This is a genomic window from Pseudomonas sp. F220, from assembly GCF_057813935.1.
The window spans coordinates 1-16,196 of sequence record NZ_JBVASJ010000061.1; the positions used below are offsets into that span (position 1 = coordinate 1).

Sequence of the window (16,196 nt, forward strand, 5' to 3'; positions counted from 1 at the left end):
CATCCGACCACGCAAGCGATTTAACTGGCTGTGTCCGATCGAGGTATTCACTCAGCTCATGGGCTTGCAACATGAGGCTCCTGCTTCAATTCAATAGCCGTGTTGCACTCAGCTCCTGCAACCGCCCTATCTAAGCGGCGCTACTACAAAAATAAAAATCATTGCCCGCTTATGAATTGTCGCCCCGCCCTCTCTTGCCGATCAAATGAACAACCCTGGCTCGTAGGGCTTCTCAACGCTTACTAATACCAACCAAGGGCATACTAATTCTTTGCTCACGTTGCAGGAGTGTCATCAGAAGTACGACTCGCTGTTCGCCCTCCATCGCCAGGAAGATAGCTTCCAATTCGACAAAGGGCCCCTCATTGATACGCACCCTCTCTCCACAGGCAAACCGAACCTCCACCGAAGTTTCGTTATCGTGCTCATAAAGTTGTGCGATCAAGGTTTCATCCACGGGTAACGGCTTGCCTCCGAAACTGACAATTCTCGATACGCCGCGGGTAGAACGCAAAGGCGCCCAGCTCTCATCCGAACCGACCTGAATAAATAGATAACCCGGAAACAGCGACTCGCAAGTAATCCTTCGCCGCCCTTGTAAAACACGCTCGCGCCGATGCGTAGGGCGAAAACAGGTATATCCCTGGTTAAGCAGATTTATCTCCGCACGTTCGTCCTGGCTCGCTTTGCATTGAACCAAATACCACGCTCTAGCGGTGGGGTTCTCACGCGCGGTCATTTGAACAGCCACCGCATTATGACTGGACATAATCAGCCCTTTTCCCGCCTATTTGCTCAAGTAGCTCCGTGGTTTTCGCCTGCATCAACGCGACATTCCCACGACTTTCTACACGCAAAGAAATCACGGGCTCGACCGTCGATATCCGCAACTTGAAGCGCCAATCGGCTAAAACCAGGCTAAGTCCTTCTGCTTCATCGACCTCCAGAGCCAGGGCAACATGCAGCCTTTTGATACGTTCAAGCACGGCGAGCGGATCTTCAACCTTGCGACGGATTTCTCCCGAGGATGGAAACGCACCAATGCGCTCAATCAGCAATGCTCGCTGCTTTTTATCGCGAGAATGGCCACCCTCTGAAGGGTACATCCACGCCATCAAACCGCTACCGCCATATCCAGAAGCACGGGACTCATTATCAGGGGCTAGCCCGCCAGGGTTGAGCCTGCTGGCATTAGCGTGAGCAGCTCGAAAAACCATACCTTCCGTCAGTTCAGCACCTGACCGATGCTGGACCCGATCTACCTTGAACTCCGGATTACTCATCATGGCTTCGCCCATACAGAAAAACAGTCCCGGTAATGCCTTAGTGGATGACAAAAAGCGGTGCCGCTACCAACAGTTGGAAAACGGAGTTGGCGGATCATGAAACTTCGCTCTTTAAAAACATGCGACACTTAATAGAACGAACGCTAAAGAGCCCGCCACATCAGGCAACTCTACTGCGCTCTGGGTATCGCATCTCAGACCTTGATAACCGATACAAATTATACTAAACAGCACAAAATAAATCGCAAACGTTAGACTTCGTCTGGGAAAAATTAAAATGTTATTTTTTATCAGCAATCGCTGATAGATAATTTTTTTATTGTCTGGCAGTACATAACCGCGTGGCATTTAAAGGTTGATGTTGTCATGGATTCACAGTTATGATTTTTGGCGTTAAACAAGTTTACCGCCCAGATTCCATTTTGCCAGTATCTTCGCAGTAGAACGGCGCGTCCAGCACGGTGACCCCATGCGCAAAGGCATTCGGAAAGAATAGACACGCGCCAAAATAGCTGCCAAAAAAATGACATAGAAATAAAAGAAATGCCGTTGGAGAAAAACAGCATTTCAGGCTTTCCATTTGCACTATCACCGCACGCGTGGCATTTCCAAGGAGGTTGCCTTGTTTAAGAAGATTTTAATCGTCTGCATTGGCAACATTTGCCGAAGTCCTACTGCAGAAAACTTGTTGCGAGACGCACTGGATCGGTCCGACATCGAAGTTAGCTCCGCGGGTCTTGGCGCGCTACAAGACCACCCTATCGAACCCACCGCCCAGATCGTACTGGAAGAGCACGGTCATCTGCCAAAAGAGCACAAAGCCCATCAGCTGACCCCGGCAGCCATCAGCGAATCGGATCTGATCCTGGTGATGGAGCAGCAGCTCATAGACCGTGTTCTCAAGATTGCGCCTGAAGCGCGTGGAAAGGTCTTCTTGCTGGGCAAGTGGCAGAACAACCGCGAAATCAGCGACCCCTACCGTCAAGGCAAACCTGCTTTTGTGCATGCATACGCGTTGATTGAAGAAGCAGTAAACGCTTGGGCCAGGCGTCTCGCACACTAAACCATTCCTCGAATACCTGTTAAGAAAAGAACCCACTTATGCAGCAAACTCCAGCATTAACCTCTCATGACGATGATGATGAAATCGACTTGATGGGCCTACTCGGGACACTGGTCGATCATAAATGGTTGATTGCCGGGATCACCGCTGCCTCTATGGCTGTTGGAACTGCCTATGCGGTGTTGGCCACGCCTGTTTACCAGGCAACAGCCTTGATACAGGTGGAGGCCAAAAAAAATGACATGCTCGGCTTCTCCGATATCGGCAGCATGATGGGTAAAGAGTCGCCTTCTGCCACAGAAATTGAATTAATCAAATCGCGCGCAATCATCGGCAAGGTTGTCGACAATCTATCGCTCGATATTACCGTCGAGCCGAACCGTTTTCCGGTGATCGGCGACTTTATGGCTCGTCATTTCAAACCAGACGCTATGAATACAGTCGCGACGCCATGGCTTGGCATGAGCAGCTTTGCCTGGGGTGGCGAAATCCTGAAGGTATTTCAGCTCGAGCTCCCACAAGAGCTCCTGAGCCAGGAGCTCACGTTGGTCAGCGGTGAAAATGGCCACTTCACGTTGCTGGATAAAGACAACAATGTCTTGGTCCAAAGCCAAGTGGGTCAAGCCTATGACCAGGACGGCATCAAACTGCAGGTCGAAGTGTTGCAGGCCAATCCTGGCACAACATTCAACATTGCGCGTGACCCTCGCCTGACCAGTATCTTGAAGTACCAAACCGCTCTTGATGTAACTGAACGCGGTAAAGAATCCGGCATGATCGGGCTTGCTCTTGAGAGCACGAAACCGGCTGAAGCCATTCAAATCCTGAATGAAATCGCCAAGCTCTATGTACGGCAAAATGTTGAGCGGACGTCGGCCGAAGCCGCTCAAAGTCTGGAGTTTCTAAAAGATCAACTGCCTCAGGTCCGTAAAGACCTGGAAAAAGCCGAAAACGCCCTGAATAAGTATCAAATTCGCAGTAAATCCATCGATATCAGCCTGGAAGCCAAAGCCATTCTCGATCAGATCGTGGCGCTTGACACCAGCATATCCGCACTGAAAATGCAGCAAGCAGAAATGGATCGCAAGTTTACCCCTCAGCATCCCGCCTATCGGGCCTTGCTCAGCCAATTAGCCGAGCTGACAGGCAAGCAGAATGGCTTGGCCAAAAAAGTGGAGGGCCTACCTTCAACGCAGCAAGAACTCCTTAGCCTCACCCGCGATGTAAAAGTCAGCACCGAAATTTATACCCAGCTTCTGAATAAATCCCAGGAACTGGATGTGATGCGTGCCGGCACCGTGGGCAACGTGCGCTTGATCGATACCGCCGATGTAGATCTGCGCAAACCCGTCAAACCCAAGAAGGCCCTGATCGTACTCATCGCCACCCTACTCGGGACTTTCCTGGCGATTGGGTTGGTGCTTTTTCGCAAAGCCCTTAACCGCGGCGTGGAAAATCCGGATCAGATTGAACAGTTGGGGTTGCCGGTGTATGCATCCATTCCTTTCAGCACGCTGCAGAAAGGTGAAGAACTCAAAATTTCCCGTAGTAGCCGGGGCCGCGCCAACAAGGTCGCGCCCATACTGGCCAGCAGTCACCCCACCGACCTGGCCATAGAAGGATTGCGCAGCCTGCGTACCAGTCTGCACTTCGCCATGCTCGAAGCCAGCAATAATCGCCTGATGATCTCCGGCCCGAGCCCCAAGGTAGGTAAAACATTCGTTTCCGCCAACCTCGCCGCAGTCATCGCTCAAACCGGCCAGCGTGTATTGCTTATCGACGTGGATATGCGCAAAGGGCATCTGCATAAAGTATTCAGAGTTCCGGCTGAAAACGGGCTTTCTGATTTACTGGTCAAGCGCTGCGACCTCGCAACTGCGATCAATACAACTGAATTCGAGAACCTTGACGTTATCGGCCGCGGACAAATACCGCCCAATCCTTCAGAACTGCTAATGCACGCGAACTTCAGTGCCTTTCTGGAGCAAGTCAGCGCCCAGTACGACCTGGTGATTCTGGATACTCCGCCGTTGCTGGCAGTGACGGATGCGGCGATTGTCGGCCGCCAGTCGGGCACCAGCTTGATTGTGACGCGTTTTGCACTTAACCCGGTTCGTGAAATTGAATTGACCATGCGTCGCTTTGCTCAAAATGGCATTGATTTGAAAGGCGCCATTTTCAATGGCGTTGAAAAACGCGCCTCGGCCAAATATGGCTATGCCGATTATGGTTATTACAACTACGAATATAAGTCAGAGAGCGTTTAAGCCACACCACAGCCCTGATGATAATAGCCGCGCATACCCACTAATAGCATCCATAGCACCGCATTCTCTGCATCGGCAACATAAGATGCAGACTCATTGATAATTCAAGCCGCTCTCAGGGACTAGCGTCTAATCCTGGGGCGGTAGCGTGTCCAAACCATAATTGTTACTGCTACCGATTGATTGTCGAAAAACGCCCGATGGCTAGCCTTATAAACTCTGTTAAGCCTGGCCATAGCGCCCCGCTCGCCAATTATAAAAGACACCACAACTAATGCCGAAACAAAGCCTCACGCGCGTCATTAATATCGCACTGCGCGGCATAACACTCGCCAGCAAATTTCTATTGATCTTTTTCCTTGCGAAGTTTCTAGAGCCGGCGGCACTAGGTCTTTACGGTTTGCTCACCGTCACTATCGGCTACGCACTTTATCTGCTGGGGTTCGACTTCTACACGTTCACCACACGGGAAATTCTCAAACGAGAACGCCATGAATGGGGTGGGCTGATCAAGGACCAAGGCGCACTTTCGCTGGTACTTTATGTCATTGTCCTACCGCTGCTGAGTTTAATTTTTCTAGAGGGGCTCCTGCCTTGGAGTGTCGCAGGCTGGTTCTTTATATTGCTGGTATTAGAGCATTTGACCCAGGAGTTGGGCCGCCTACTGATAGCGATCTCGGAGCAATTACTCGCTAGCGTGGTGTTGTTTCTTCGTTCTGGCATTTGGGCGGTGATCGTTACCTCACTCATGTTTGTTCGGGCTGATACTCGCGATCTGAACGTTGTGCTTGGTGGTTGGACGCTCGGCAGCTTTGCAGCACTCTTGCTGGGTATTTATCGCTTAAAGCAGTTAAATATTTCCGGTTGGCATAAGCAGGTTGATTGGCATTGGATTGGCAAAGGCCTGAAAGTCGCCATTCCTTTGTTGGTAGCCACTCTGGCTATCCGCGGCGTGTTTACAGTGGATCGCTACTGGTTTGCGAACCTGATGAGCCTGGAAACCCTAGGCGCTTATGTGCTGTTTATGGGCATCAGCAGTGCGCTTCTGTCATTTCTCGACGCAGGCGTATTTGCCTTTATCTACCCCGGCCTGATCAGTGCGTATCACAACAAGGACGCTGTTTCTTTTCGTCTAAAGCTGCGTGCATTACTGTTCCAAACACTGATGCTTTCAGGTGCGTTTGCAATAATTGCGCTATTGATCATTGATCCACTTTTGATCTGGCTTAATAAGCCGTTATACCTTGAAAACCAAGGACTGTTTCCTTGGACCTTGCTAATTACGCTGCTCTATTCGCTGGGCATGGTCCCGCATTATGCGCTGTATGCACAAGGACTCGACCGGCCGATCATTCATAGTCATATAGCAAGCCTGCTGATCTTCATTCCAACAACCTGGCTCTTTTCCCACTACTGGCCCTTACAAGCGGTGCCATTGGGACTGTGTGTGGCGTTCTTCCTGATCCTGTTGTGGAAGTGTGTGGCTTTTATCCGTTTGACTCCGGCGCAGTACCGATCAATTTCATCTAAACCTATACCGTTTCTCAAAGGAACCCGTTGAATGCTCACTAACAAAACTATTCTTGTCACTGGCGGTACCGGCTCTTTCGGCAACACGTTCGTGCCCATGACACTGGCAAAATACAACCCGAAAAAGATCATCATCTTCTCCCGTGACGAGATGAAACAGTGGGACATGGCCAAGAAGTTCGAAGGCGATTCGCGGGTGCGTTTTTTCATCGGCGATGTGCGTGATAAGGACCGCCTGTACCGAGCACTGGACGGTGTCGACTATGTTGTGCATGCCGCCGCGACCAAAATTGTACCGACTGCCGAGTACAACCCGTTTGAATGCGTGAAAACCAACATCAATGGGGCGATGAACCTTATCGACGCATGCATTGATAAAGGCGTCCGTCGCACCGTTGCCCTCTCCACCGATAAAGCCAGCAGCCCAATCAACTTGTACGGCGCGACCAAGCTGGCGTCGGACAAAATGTTTGTAGCCGGTAACTCCTATTCGGGTGGTCATGACTCACGCTTCGCTGTGGTCCGATATGGCAACGTCATGGGGTCACGTGGTTCGGTAATCCCGTTCTTCATGTCGATAAAAGACAAAGGCGTACTGCCAATTACCGACGAGCGCATGACACGCTTCATGATCTCTCTCGAGGAAGCCGTAAAACTAGTCTGGCACGCCTTTGAAGATATGGAAGGCGGCGAAATTTATGTCAAAAAAATCCCTTCCATGAAAGTCACAGATCTCGCTCGAGTGGTTGCCCCAGAGGCCGACCAGCAAGTCGTTGGTATCCGTCCCGGCGAGAAACTGCACGAGCAAATGATCAGCGCCGAAGACGCCTATTACACTTACGAATACCCTCAGCACTTCAAGATTCTGCCGACGATCAATGGCTGGGCCACCTGTGCCAAGCGCATCAAGGATGGTACTCGAGTACCCGAAGACTTCGTCTACGCCAGCGATAACAACGGCGAGTGGATGAGCGACGCCGATCTGGAAAACTGGATCGACATCAACCGCGAAAAGATCGGGAGCATCTGATACATGATTCCCTACGGCCGCCAAGAAATCACCCAAACCGATATCGATGCGGTCGTGGGTGTGCTGCAATCCGATTTCCTGACCCAAGGACCGATGGTTCCTCGCTTCGAGCAAAATGTCGCGCAGCACGTCGGTGCCAGCCATGCCTTGGCAGTGAACAGTGCCACCTCGGCATTGCACATTGCCTGCCTGGCCCTTGGGCTTGGCCCGGGCGATCGGTTGTGGACAACACCGATCACCTTCGTGGCCTCGGCCAACTGTGCGTTGTACTGCGGCGCCGAGGTCGATTTTGTCGATATCGACCCGCGTACCTACAACCTCTGCCCGCAAGCGCTCGCGCTCAAGCTGGCACAGGCCGAACTCGAGGGCACGCTACCCAAAGTGCTAGTGCCGGTCCATTTGTGCGGCCAGCCGTGCGACATGCAGGCCATTCATGCACTGTCCCAACGCTACGGCTTCAAGATCATCGAAGATGCCTCCCACGCCATTGGTGGCAAGTACCAAGGCGAGTTCATCGGCAACTGCCGCTACAGCGATATCACCGTATTCAGTTTCCATCCCGTGAAGATCATCACCACTGCCGAAGGCGGCATGGCACTGACCAACGATGGCGAACTGGCGAACAAAATGGCCCTGCTGCGCAGCCACGGCATCACTCGTGATCCGGCGCAGATGACTCACGAGGCCGATGGCCCCTGGTACTACCAGCAAATTGATCTGGGCTTCAATTACCGTATGACGGAGCTGCAGGCCGCATTGGGGGTTACCCAGACGGAGCGCCTGGATCAGTATGTGGCCCGCCGCCACCAACTGGCCCGCCGCTACGACGACCTGTTGGCCAGCCTTCCGGTCACCACACCCTGGCAGCACCCGGACAGCTACTCCGGCCTGCACCTATACGTTATCCGCCTGCAACTGGATCAAATCCAAAAGACTCACCGCCAAGTCTTTGAATCTCTGCGTGAGCTGGGTATCGGCGTCAATCTTCATTACATCCCAGTGCACACCCAGCCTCACTATGAACGCATGGGCTTCAAGCCTGAAGACTTTCCGCAGGCGCAAACCTACTACCGGGAAGCCATCAGCATCCCGATGTTCCAGACCATGACGGATGAGCAGCAGGACGAGGTCATTACAGCGCTCCGCCAAGCGGTGCTGGAATGAAACTGGCGATCATCCCCGCCCGCGGAGGCAGCAAGCGCATCCCACGCAAGAACATCAAACTGTTCTGCGCAAAGCCGATGATCGCCTGGTCTATCGAAGCAGCGCTGCAAAGCGGCTGCTTTGATCAAGTGATTGTTTCCACCGATGATAGAGAGATAGCCGAGGTGGCTCGTCACTACGGAGCTACGGTACCCTTCATGCGCCCCGCGGAACTGTCCGACGACCATACCGGCACAATTCCGGTCATTCGACACGCCATTGAATGGTTCAATGCCCAAGGTCAACCCGTCGAGCACGCTTGCTGCCTGTATGCCACCGCTCCTTTCGTCAGTCCTGAAGATATCCGCCGCGGTTTTGGCATCCTCAACGACGCAGGCTGCGATTACACCTTTTCGGTAACCAGCTACGCCTTCCCGATCCAGAGAGCGATTCGCCTCAACGCCGAGGGCCGGGTCGACATGTTCAATCCGGAGCATTTCAATACCCGCTCCCAGGACCTTGAGGAGGCCTATCACGACGCTGGGCAGTTCTACTGGGGCCAGGCCGATGCCTGGCTGCAAGGCCGGATGATCTTTAGCCCGGGCTCGATGCCCGTGGCGCTGCCGCGGCACCGTGTACAGGACATCGATACTCCGGAAGATTGGGTGCGAGCCGAATGGTTGTTCAAGGCTATGCAGGCTGAAACGCAGTGAAGGTGCAGACAATTAAGGTCGCCTTCCGCGTCGACGCCTCACTGCAAATGGGCACGGGGCACGTTATGCGTTGCCTCACCCTGGCCAATGCGCTCACGTCGCAAGGCAGTGAATGCCAGTTTATTTGCCGCGAACATCCCGGCAACTTGATCGAGCATATCCGCAGCAAAGGCTTCCAGGTCCATGCCTTGCCTCTCACGGACTCGGCAGAAGCGAACTTGATGGCCGTCAATGTGCCGACCGCTGAGCCGCAACTGGCACATGCCGCCTGGCTTGGCTCCACTCAGGCAAAAGACGCCGCCGAATGCACTGCCATACTTAGCGAGCTGATACCTGACTGGCTGATCGTCGACCACTATGCGCTCGATGCCCGCTGGGAAACTGCACTGAAGTCGCATTACCGCAAACTGATGGTGATCGACGATCTGGCTGACCGTCCACACCAGTGCGATCTGCTGCTGGATCAGACCTTCGGTCGCAATGCCAAGGACTACGCACCTTGGCTCTCTGACGCTTGCCCCCTGCTCTGCGGCTCGCAATATTCCCTGCTACGACCTGAGTTCGCGGCCTTACGCGCCTACAGCCTGGAGCGTCGGAAAAAACCGCAACTCAAACACCTGCTCATCACCATGGGCGGCGTGGACAAGGACAACGCCACCGGACAAGTTCTGCAAGCGCTCCAATCCACTGAATTGCCAGCCAACTGCCGGATTACCGTGGTCATGGGGACTACTGCTCCCTGGCTTGACGAAGTTCGCCATTTGGCCGAGCAGATGCCGTGGCCCACAACCGTCAAGTCAGGCGTCAGCAACATGGCCCAACTGATGGCCGAGAGTGACCTGGCGATCGGTGCTGCTGGAGCTACGTCTTGGGAGCGCTGCTGCCTGGGGTTGCCAACCGTGTTGGTCGTTCTGGCGGATAACCAGAGGGTGGCCGCAGCAATTCTGGACAAAGCACAGGCAGTCGTAACGCTAAGTCTTGGAAAGCATCTGATAGCTGAGTTAGTACGGATAGTCGGTGTACTTCGGCGTGACAAGTGTCGCATGAAGAATATCACCGAACACGCCAAGCACATTACAGATGGCACAGGCTGTCAATTTGTCGCAAGCACACTGAACAAGCTGAATACTGAAAAATGGAGCATGTAATGCAGCTACTTGGAAAACTGCGCGGTATTAAACAGCAAGAGCTTGAGCTAATGCTCGGCTGGCGTAATGCTCCCAACGTGCGGGCCAATATGTATACCCGCCACGAAATCAACATGGACGAACACCTTGCTTGGTGGGCACGAACTCAGCAGCGCGACGACCAGCGATATTTCATGTACGAAGCAGGTGAGATACCGCTTGGTATAGTCGGTTTTAACGGGATCGACAGAACCGGCGAAAACTCATCCTGGGCGTTCTATGCATCTCCCGAGGCACCGAAAGGCACCGGCAGTAAGATGGAGTTCCTTGCTCTGGAATGTGCGTTTAATGAGCTTTGTCTTCATAAACTTCATTGTGAAGTGCTCGCTTTCAATGCCCCGGTTATAAAATTGCACCAAAAATTTGGCTTCAGCGTAGAAGGCATACTTCGCGAGCACCACAAAATCGATGAAGACTTTGTCGATATATACCGGCTGGGCCTGCTCGCATCTGAGTGGGCTGAGAAGCGTGCCGACATGTTGGATAAATTGGTAAAACTCTCCGGGAGAAGCGCATGAATCCGAATATTTCAATCGCAGGGCGCAAAATTGGCCCCGATTACGCTCCTTACATCATCGCCGAGCTCTCCGCTAACCATAACGGCAAGCTTGAAACCGCGCTAAAGATCATCGAAGAGGCGAAAAAAGCCGGTGCTGATGCGATCAAGCTCCAGTCCTATACTGCCGATACCATTACCCTTGATTGCGACTCTGAAGACTTCCAGATCCACGGTGGCCTATGGGATGGCAAGACGCTCTATCAGCTTTACAAGGAGGCCCACATGCCTTGGGACTGGCATGCGATTCTGTTCGAACATGCTCGCAAGTTGGGGATCACCATTTTCAGTTCCCCCTTCGACAACACCGCTGTTGACCTGCTGGAAAGCCTCAACACACCGGCCTACAAAATTGCTTCCTTTGAGGCAGTTGACCTGCCCTTGATCAAGTACGTTGCCAGTACTGGCAAGCCGATGATTATCTCCACCGGTATGGCAGATGCCGAAGAAATCCAGGAAGCCATCGACGCCGCTCACGAAGGTGGCTGTAAGGAACTGGCCATTCTTCACTGCGTAAGTGGTTACCCCGCGCCGGCCGCTGATTACAACCTGCGTACCATTCCCGACATGATGCGCCGCTTCGGCTTGGTCACAGGCCTGTCCGACCATACGCTGGACAATACTACCGCCATCGCCAGTGTAGTGATGGGCGCGTCCATTATTGAAAAACACTTCACCCTTAACCGCAATGGCGGCGGGCCCGACGACAGCTTCTCGCTGGAGCCAGAAGAGCTGGCTGCTTTATGCCGGGACAGCAAAACCGCATGGTCTGCAATAGGGAAGGTGGACTACGGCCGAAAGCCAAGTGAGCAGAGTAATCTGAAGTTTCGCCGCTCGCTGTACTTTATTAAAGACTTAGACGCAGGTGAAATCATCACTGAAGATGCTGTTCGGAGCGTTAGACCAGGGTTTGGCCTCCCCCCCAAGCATTTAGACTTTTTGATTGGGAAAAAAGTTAAATGTGACACCTGTGCTTTTACACCAGCGACACTCGACTCTATCATCTAGTGGTCAAACTTACACAATTCATCTCCTCGGCCAAACACTACACATATATAAAAGACATCATGCACAACAAAATAGATCCAACTAATGTTTTTTTTGTCTTCACTCCACTTCATGTAATGATAGCAAGATCCATTATAAAAAGAAACGCCATATCAAATACGCTATTTATTGTATTTATTGACGGCAGTGAAAAAACAAAAAATTACTGCAAAAGACTACTATTAAATGGCGAAAAAATAATAGAAATAAATATTCACAGGAACTTCAAAGACATACTATCAATAATACAGCTTACAAAAATTCGCCACATGCTAAATAAGAATCACATAGCCGTATACACAGGATCGATAAAGTCACTTTACTCAAGAGTCTTCATTAGAAATGCAAATAAAAACATAAGCATTAATACTTTCGATGATGGATACGGAAACTTGATAAAAGACGGCTACCTTTCAAAAAACGACAAACCTATTAAAAGGTTTTTCCTCTCTCTTATTGGAGTCCACCAAACATACGATCAAACTATAAAAAAAATAGAGAGCCACTACACTATTTACTCATCCGAAAATATATACGCTAAGCACTGCAAATACATAATAGATATAGCACTGCACCATGAAAGCAATGACGCACAGTTAAAAACCGTACCCAACGCACCAACAATGAAGATACTACTAACGCAGCCATATTCGGAAAGAAAACTATGCAAGACCGAAGAAGAAATAAAAATATACAACACTGTAATAGCTAACTTAAATATAACACACCAACTAAGCCATCCTTTAGAGTCATCAGAAAAATCGAAGTCAATCCATGCAGCATTGATAACTACAGATTTAGTTGCAGAAGAGCTAGCACTCTCACTTTCAAAGCAGTCTCGTGTTGAACTCTATGCATTTGGGAGCACAGCCCTCATAAACCTATCCAAATCATACAACATAAAATGCTTTTGGATAAGGCACGATAAAATAAATCCTACCCTCCCTGAAAAAGAGGTTATGCAAAACATCACCTTGATTGAGATCTCATAGAATGAGTTCTAGCAAAGTTGGAGCACTATGGTCGAATATTTGGCTTTTAGTTTTATTTGCAGTCGGTGTCATTTCATTTGCTGCCCCCCTTCTCAGCCAAGACCCCTACTTAATAGAAAGAGCAGTAACACTAGCAATACCGCTGCTATTTATACCTATATTCATTACAAAAATGGTGAATTTACGATTTAAAAAAAATAAAAGCTACCACCTTCAACTTTTCGGAACCATACTAGTATCCTTCGCCCTAGTGAAAAGTAATATTTCCTTCCCCGCCCCGCTGGTTTTTTTTCTATTTTTACTTCTACTACTGACAATAAATACAGAAATAGGAATACCTTTAAAAGACAAACAAATTAACCTATGCGAAAAATTTTTGATTGCAACGCTGGCAATACTTTTTGTGATGTACCTTTCAAATATGGCAATTTTTTTTCAACAAGGTAATAGATTTGTTGGGTTTTTCTTTTCTCCAACTACATTTGCAACATGGCTAACGTGCCTGTTCATAATATCATTCGCAAACAAAATAAACTCTGAAGAAGCAATTCGATCCACTGGCTATATCTTATGTTTGCTAGCGGTTGGCTTTTTCGTATACGCATCAGGCACGAGAATAAACCTAATAGTAATACTGATACTATCCTTATTAATAACGAATAAAAAAATACTTAGAAAAAAATCCCACAGGATCATCCTAATATCTCTTACCGTAACTTTGGTTTTACTCATATACCCAACGTACAGCCTCGTTTCTGAACACCTTCCCGTAGGAATCATAGCTTATCGTTATGAAGGAGGGGATGATGCGAGTTTTGGCTTGAGGATGGCACTTTTCCAAGCAGTGCTAGATAGTATAAGTTCGTCCGGCGTAGCTGGCTTTTTAGGTGGTAACGGTGCGGAGTCAAGCAGGCTTGTAATAATTAACACATGGGGCATTGACTTGTTCCCGCACAACGACACAATTAGAATAATACATGATTTCGGGGCCATTTTTTCCTTAGTGTTTTTTCTTCTGATATGCACACTCGGATCAAGAAACAAATCTTCTGCAATTCTAGCAGTATTGTATATTATGTCATTTATGCACAACATGATCTACTCACACTACATAGTTGCATTGCTTCTTATCACATCAAATACAACACAACCCGCAAAAAACAGCATAAGCTTTAGGCATACCCAGCGCATATAACCAACATATTATTTTTAGTGGCACACTACATTCTAGTACGCAACCTCATAAATACCCCCCCTAATAACCAGCTATACTTTCCCGATCATCATACAGCCTAAGGTGAATAGATGGTCGCCCAAGATATGTCTTGAGTATTGAATAGCATACCAATGCTAAACTTAACCATTAACGTGATGGCCGCAGCCTTAGTGTGATCTTGTTGGACTCTCAAGGTTGTTCGCAGTTTGAAATAGCTCGTTGGTTACTTGGATTCCTGCTTCCTCATTTCACTCTTTGGTACAAGCGTTTTCAAGAACAGCGAGTAGATGCTTCGCTCGAATACCTATCCGCCGACGCAAGCTACTTTCACCTAATAAACCGCTAGCCCGAGTCATTGAGTAACTGGTTTAACCGCGTACTGGACAACCTCGTCCTAGCTGTCGAAGCTTGGCTCAAGTCGCCAGTATCGAGCGTCAACACTAGCACTTAGGAGTGGCTGGCGCTGCTCAATATATTATTAATCGAGAAATGCCCATAGACCTTCATCTGTATGAAGATCGTCGATAACTATGCTGCGCAGAGCCTCAAAAGGTAAAAACATGGTTAGACAAGTACAGGCGCTATACCTAGCGTTTCAAAGGAATGGCATTCGAAGGGGTCCATAATAGAAGACCACCTGAGGCGTGGTAATAGCCTCTTAAATCTAGAAAATCAAGAGAACAGCTTTTTACCCGTCAGCTAATTTATATTTTTTCAACGAAAGAGCAACTTTCCCAATAGGCAATGCACGAACGTTTGAAAACGAAGTACCTACTTAAATCTTCAATAACCACAACACCTAGACCCAGCTACTTTATCGCCAGGAGATTGACACCATTGACTAAAACATCAACACCAGTGCCAACCATTAAACTTTCGTCCTTAACAACATTCCTAAATCCATACTCTTACCAACTTGCAAGAAATGATATAGACACGTTTTCAAAATTTGAAAACATTTGCTTTGACGGATCTTCAATTTGCTATTTAATGAAATTAATCGGAGTAAAACAAAAACGTATTAGCTTTGACATGACATCGTTAGCACCGACCATTTTCCAATACGCTTCAGCTGAACGAAAAACTGTCTACTTCATAGGAGGAGAGCAAGGAGTTGCGAACGAAGCTGCACGCATTATCAACTTGGCGTTTCCAGATCTGAACATTCTAGGCTGCAGGAGTGGTTTTTTTAAAGACCAAGAAGAAGAATATCGCGCAATAACAGAAATTTTTTCAAACAGTCCCGACATTGTGATATGTGGCATGGGAACGCCGCATCAGGAAAAGTTTCTTCTAAAGCTTAAAGAGTCTGGCTGGGTTGGATTAGGTTTCACATGCGGAGGCTTCTTCCACCAAACAGCAAAATCGGGGCTGACATACTACCCTTATTGGTTTAACAAGCTTAATCTACGCTGGGCCTACCGGATAATAGATGAACCAAAACTAATAAAACGCTATACATTGCACTATCCTAAATTTTTGGCCATTTTTATGCTTGATGTTATTTTTCATAAAAAACACAGGCACTTCATCAAGAAGAACACCCTCATAAATACAATCCAAGTAAACCATGAGATACCAAATATCGAAGCCAATTAAATAATTAGCAAGCGCATGCAAGCTCCGCATTAATCCCAGTCAACTTTCGACCTACATATTTGCCATACATCTAGCTTTCCAAATTTAATTGGCCGCCGTACATACCTCACCCCAAGCCCCAGATCAAGCTCTTTACAACTAAGTATTTTTTCACATTGATAATGTCCCGCGTGCCCTCTGGCAGGGCAGAAAAAATAAACTTAGGTTTGCCTGCCTGTGCTGATTGGGCCATTTGCCTCAAGAAAAAATCCCGCTTGGCGCACGCACCTAAAAAACAAGAGCATATACGTTACATAAACGCTTTACACCCCATCACTTCCCCATCAAATTCATGGCTCGATAGCAGTCAACATCTTTCTGTGACATCACACGCACTTGGGAGATCGTAGTTTCACTCAGCCAATAAACTAGCCGACTTTTGATTACATTTTTATTTACCTGGCGGCCGCGACAACTGAGTGCAACACCTCACCCTCCGGTAAGGTGCCGCCATGTCCTATACAGAACTCAGCGTCGAAGAACGCGCCACGATCCAGGTCGGGCAATATCAAGATCTTAGTCAGCGCG

At 49.1% G+C, this 16,196-nt stretch carries 14 protein-coding genes; 12 read left to right on the forward strand and 2 right to left on the reverse strand.

Annotated elements, in window-relative coordinates; genetic code table 11:
- Positions 1-232: 232 nt before the first annotated feature.
- Together rfaH and ACZYSM_RS27970 are read right to left on the reverse strand one after the other, a co-directional pair.
- A complete protein-coding gene (rfaH, locus tag ACZYSM_RS27965) occupies positions 233-739 on the reverse strand; it encodes a transcription/translation regulatory transformer protein RfaH (protein ID WP_489076761.1) in 507 nt (168 codons plus the stop codon).
- 16 nt (positions 740-755) lie between these two features.
- The gene (locus ACZYSM_RS27970) at positions 756-1,298 is read right to left on the reverse strand and encodes a phosphomannomutase (protein ID WP_489076737.1); all 543 of its coding nucleotides are present in this window, start codon (positions 1,296-1,298) and stop codon (positions 756-758) included.
- Between the two features lie 610 nt (positions 1,299-1,908).
- Here ACZYSM_RS27970 and ACZYSM_RS27975 point away from each other — a divergent pair.
- The 12 genes from ACZYSM_RS27975 (at position 1,909) to ACZYSM_RS28030 (ending at position 15,629) form a co-directional block, all read left to right on the forward strand.
- Positions 1,909-2,349, forward strand: coding sequence for a low molecular weight protein-tyrosine-phosphatase (locus ACZYSM_RS27975; protein WP_489076739.1), 441 nt, complete (start codon positions 1,909-1,911; stop codon positions 2,347-2,349).
- A gap of 38 nt (positions 2,350-2,387) precedes the next feature.
- Positions 2,388-4,616: a polysaccharide biosynthesis tyrosine autokinase gene (locus ACZYSM_RS27980; RefSeq protein ID WP_489076741.1), complete on the forward strand. Its 2,229-nt coding sequence runs from the start codon at positions 2,388-2,390 to the stop codon at positions 4,614-4,616.
- 274 nt (positions 4,617-4,890) lie between these two features.
- On the forward strand, positions 4,891-6,177 hold the full coding sequence (locus ACZYSM_RS27985) for a lipopolysaccharide biosynthesis protein (protein ID WP_489076743.1): 1,287 nt from the start codon (positions 4,891-4,893) through the stop codon (positions 6,175-6,177).
- Positions 6,178-7,176 carry a UDP-N-acetylglucosamine 4,6-dehydratase (inverting) gene (gene pseB, locus ACZYSM_RS27990; protein ID WP_489076745.1) on the forward strand — a complete coding sequence of 333 codons (999 nt, stop codon included), beginning with the start codon at positions 6,178-6,180 and terminating at the stop codon, positions 7,174-7,176.
- Between the two features lie 3 nt (positions 7,177-7,179).
- Entirely contained in the window at positions 7,180-8,340 is a 1,161-nt protein-coding gene (gene pseC / locus ACZYSM_RS27995) for a UDP-4-amino-4,6-dideoxy-N-acetyl-beta-L-altrosamine transaminase (RefSeq protein ID WP_489076747.1), read from the forward strand.
- Complete coding sequence (pseF, locus tag ACZYSM_RS28000) at positions 8,337-9,032, forward strand: pseudaminic acid cytidylyltransferase (RefSeq protein ID WP_489076749.1); 696 nt, start codon at positions 8,337-8,339, stop codon at positions 9,030-9,032. Before pseC ends, pseF begins: the two co-directional genes overlap by 4 nt.
- Positions 9,033-9,097: 65 nt before the next feature.
- Positions 9,098-10,180 (forward strand): UDP-2,4-diacetamido-2,4,6-trideoxy-beta-L-altropyranose hydrolase, encoded by a 1,083-nt coding sequence (pseG, locus tag ACZYSM_RS28005; RefSeq protein WP_489076751.1) that lies wholly within the window; start codon positions 9,098-9,100, stop codon positions 10,178-10,180.
- The gene (gene pseH / locus ACZYSM_RS28010) at positions 10,180-10,737 is read left to right on the forward strand and encodes a UDP-4-amino-4,6-dideoxy-N-acetyl-beta-L-altrosamine N-acetyltransferase (RefSeq protein ID WP_489076753.1); all 558 of its coding nucleotides are present in this window, start codon (positions 10,180-10,182) and stop codon (positions 10,735-10,737) included. The genes pseG and pseH overlap by 1 nt, the downstream gene beginning before the upstream one ends.
- Entirely contained in the window at positions 10,734-11,783 is a 1,050-nt protein-coding gene (pseI, locus tag ACZYSM_RS28015; protein ID WP_489076754.1) for a pseudaminic acid synthase, read from the forward strand. Before pseH ends, pseI begins: the two co-directional genes overlap by 4 nt.
- Before the next feature lie 59 nt (positions 11,784-11,842).
- Positions 11,843-12,814, forward strand: a complete 972-nt coding sequence (locus tag ACZYSM_RS28020; RefSeq protein WP_489076755.1) for a glycosyltransferase family 52 — start codon at positions 11,843-11,845, stop codon at positions 12,812-12,814.
- 1 nt (position 12,815) lies between these two features.
- Positions 12,816-14,009, forward strand: a complete 1,194-nt coding sequence (locus tag ACZYSM_RS28025) for a hypothetical protein (protein WP_489076757.1) — start codon at positions 12,816-12,818, stop codon at positions 14,007-14,009.
- 858 nt (positions 14,010-14,867) lie between these two features.
- The gene (locus ACZYSM_RS28030) at positions 14,868-15,629 is read left to right on the forward strand and encodes a WecB/TagA/CpsF family glycosyltransferase (protein ID WP_489076759.1); all 762 of its coding nucleotides are present in this window, start codon (positions 14,868-14,870) and stop codon (positions 15,627-15,629) included.
- The last annotated feature ends 567 nt before the right edge of the window (positions 15,630-16,196 follow it).